Source organism: Streptomyces sp. ATLC9, from assembly GCF_057196705.1.
Genome location: NZ_JBXUOY010000410.1, coordinates 1 through 3175 on the forward strand (window position 1 = coordinate 1; position 3175 = coordinate 3175).

A 3175-nucleotide genomic window follows, 5' to 3' on the forward strand; every position below is an offset into this window, starting at 1 on the left:
GGATTTTCCCCGGCCGGGGCCGGCGGCGGGCGGTACCCGGGCGGTTCGGCGGGCCGGCCGGCCTGGTGCCGCGTGGGTCAGGGTTCACCCCGCTCGCCGCCCTGGCACGCTCGCCGTGTTGGCCGAAAGCCCGGGTAGGACAACTACGTGCGGCTTCCGGCCGCCCGGCGATCGCACGCACCGGGGCGCCTCGCCACCGGGCAGACCCTGGCCGACGCGGCACTAGAGGCCGACCTCCCGCATCAGCATGCCGACCTCCGTGTTGGTCAGCCGGCGCAGCCAGCCGGACTTCTGGTCGCCCAGCGCGATGGGACCGAAGCGGGTGCGCACCAGCTTGTCGACGGGGAAGCCGGCCTCGGCGAGCATACGGCGGACGATGTGCTTGCGACCCTCGTGGAGGGTGACCTCGACGAGGTAGTTCTTGCCCGTGTTCTCCACGACCTTGAAGTGGTCGGCGCGGGCGTAGCCGTCCTCCAGCTTGACGCCGTCCTTGAGCCGCTTGCCCAGGTCGCGCGGGATGGGCCCCTGGATCGCGGCGAGGTAGGTCTTCGCCACGCCGTAGCGGGGGTGGGTGAGGCGGTGGGCCAGCTCGCCGTGGTTGGTGAGCAGGATCAGGCCCTCGGTCTCGGTGTCGAGGCGGCCGACGTGGAACAGACGGGTCTCGCGGTTGGTGACGTAGTCGCCCAGACACTGGCGGCCTTCGGGGTCCTCCATGGAGGAGACGACGCCGGCGGGCTTGTTGAGCGCGAAGAACAGGTAGGACTGCGTGGCGATCGTCAGGCCGTCGACCTTGATCTCGTCCTTCTCCGGGTCCACCCGCAGTCCCTGCTCGGCCACGATCTCGCCGTTGACCTCGACCCGGCGCCGGTCGATCAACTCCTCGCAGGCCCGGCGCGAGCCCATGCCGGCGCGGGCCAGGACCTTCTGCAGCCTCTCGCCCTCCGTCTCGCCGAAGGTCTTGGGGAGCTTCAGCGCCGGCTTGGCGTGCCGTGCGCGGTTGCGCTCCTCGATCTGGGCGTCGTACTCGCGGGGGCGCGCCGGGACCGAGCGCCCGCGGGCACCGCCCTTGCCGCCCTGCCCGGAGCCGGCCTTGGGGCCCTTGGGGCCTCCCGTCCCGGCCCCCGCCCTCGGTCCGCCCCGGGAAGCGCCTCCGGGGCCCTGCCCCTGCCTGCCCTCCTGACCCTGGCCCCGCCGGTCCTGGCCCTTGGTCCCGCCGGACTTGGCGGGCTTGCCCGGTCCGCCCGGCCGACCCGGCTTGCCGGCCGTGCCGCCGGAGCCGGCGTCGTAACGGCGCTCCTCCGGGCGGGGGCGGCCCGCACGCTTCTGCCTGTCGTCGCGGCTGTTGCCCGCGCCCCGGTGGTTCCGGTTGCTGTTCCTGCCGCTGCTTCGCATCAAGGTTTCCGTCTAACTGTCTCTAAGTCTGGGAATCGCCGCTGTCGTCCACGTCGAACGACGGCACGCCCTCCTGGCTCTCGGCCTCGACCGCGTCCGCCTCGGGAAGGAAGGGCGCCAGCTCCGGAAGCTCGTCCAGACCGCGCAGGCCCATCCGCTCCAGGAAGTAGTTCGTCGTCCTGTACAGGATCGCACCTGTTTCGGGTTCGGTGCCCGCCTCCTCGATCAGCCCGCGCTGCAGGAGGGTGCGCATGACCCCGTCGCAGTTCACGCCGCGCACGGCCGAGACACGTGAACGGCTGACCGGTTGACGGTACGCGACCACGGCCAGGGTCTCCAGTGCGGCCTGGGTCAGCCGGGCCTGCCGGCCGTCCAGGACGAAGCCCTCGACGGCGTCGGCGTACTCGGGGCGGGTGTAGTACCGCCAGCCGCCGGCGACCAGACGCAGGTCGAAGCCGCGGCCCTGCCGGGTGTACTCGTCGGACAGCTCGCGCAGCGCCACGGCGATCGCGCGGCGGGGGCGCTGGAGCACCTTGGCCAGGTGCTTCTCGGTGGCCGGTTCGTCGACGACCATCAGCACCGCCTCCAGGGCGGGCTTGAGGTCCAGCCCGGCGACGGCGGAGGCGCCGGCCGGCTGCCGGGGCTCCCCGTCCGCGCCCGTGCCCGTCTCGGTTCCGGCCGTGCCGGGGTCCGCGTCCGTTTCCGCGCTCATCCGAGACCGTCCTTCCCTTCGTCGCCTGTGCCCCCGCCCGCGCCGTCCCTGGCGTCGAACTCGTCGGTGACCAGCGGCCGCGCTCCCTCCCCGCCGCTCCAGCGCACGGTGAGACCGCCGAGGGCCTCCTCCTGCTCGAGGACGACCGCGCGCTCGCGGTAGAGCTCCAGCAGTGCCAGGAAGCGGGCGACGACGGTGAGGGTGTCGGCCGCGTCCTCGGTGAGTTCCGCGAAGCTCGCCTCCCCCAGCTCCCGCAGCCTGGCCACCAGGACCTCCGCCTGCCCGCGCACGCTGACCAGCGGGGCGTGGATGTGGTCGACGTAGACCTGCGGTTCGGGCCTGGGCCGCATCGCCTTGACCGCGAGCCGGGCGAAGCCCTCGGGGCCGATACCGATGATCACCTCGGGCAGCAGTTCGGCGTGGTGCGGCTCCAGTCCCACCGTACGAGGGTGGCGGCGCGCCTCGGCGGCCAGACGGCCGCCGAAGATCTCGGCGACCTGCTTGTAGGCGCGGTACTGCAGCAGCCGGGCGAAGAGCAGGTCGCGCGCCTCCAGCAGGGCGAGGTCGGCCTCGTCCTCGACCTCGGCGGCGGGCAGCAGCCGCGCGGCCTTCAGGTCGAGCAGGGTGGCGGCGACGACCAGGAACTCGGTGGTCTGGCCGAGGTCCCAGTCGGGGCCCATGGCGCGGATGTGCGCCATGAACTCGTCGGTGACCTTCGACAGGGCGACCTCGGTGACGTCCAGCTTGTGCCGGGAGATGAGCTGGAGGAGGAGGTCGAAGGGGCCCTCGAAGTTGTCCAGGACCACCATGAAGCGGCCGTCGCGTGGCTCGGCCTCCCCGTCCGCGCCTTTCTCCCGGCCTCCGGGCTCTCCACCGCCCCCGGGCGGCGGGCCCTTCCCGGACGGCGGCTGCCGTGCCCGTTCCGGCCCGGGTCCGTGCACCGGAGCCGGTTCGCGTACGGGCCGGGGGCCTGGTACGTGCTCGGGCTCGGGCGGCGGGCCGGGTACGGGTTCGGCGCCGGCCGGTCCGGCCGGTTCCCCGGGGTGCCCGGCCCCGGAGTCCGCCGGGGGG

Annotated in this window: 3 protein-coding genes; all 3 read right to left on the minus strand. The window is 73.6% G+C overall.

Annotated elements, in window-relative coordinates; translation table 11 throughout:
- Window positions 1-222: 222 nt before the first annotated feature.
- Entirely contained in the window at window positions 223-1392 is a 1170-nt protein-coding gene (locus tag AC2CJA_RS25580) for a pseudouridine synthase (RefSeq protein ID WP_484605041.1), read from the minus strand.
- A gap of 22 nt (window positions 1393-1414) precedes the next feature.
- Complete coding sequence (scpB, locus tag AC2CJA_RS25585) at window positions 1415-2104, minus strand: SMC-Scp complex subunit ScpB (RefSeq protein ID WP_484605042.1); 690 nt, start codon at window positions 2102-2104, stop codon at window positions 1415-1417.
- Window positions 2101-3175, minus strand: a 1075-nt coding sequence (locus AC2CJA_RS25590; RefSeq protein ID WP_484605043.1) for a segregation and condensation protein A, incomplete at its 5' end; no start/stop codon positions are given. The genes AC2CJA_RS25590 and scpB, both read right to left, overlap by 4 nt.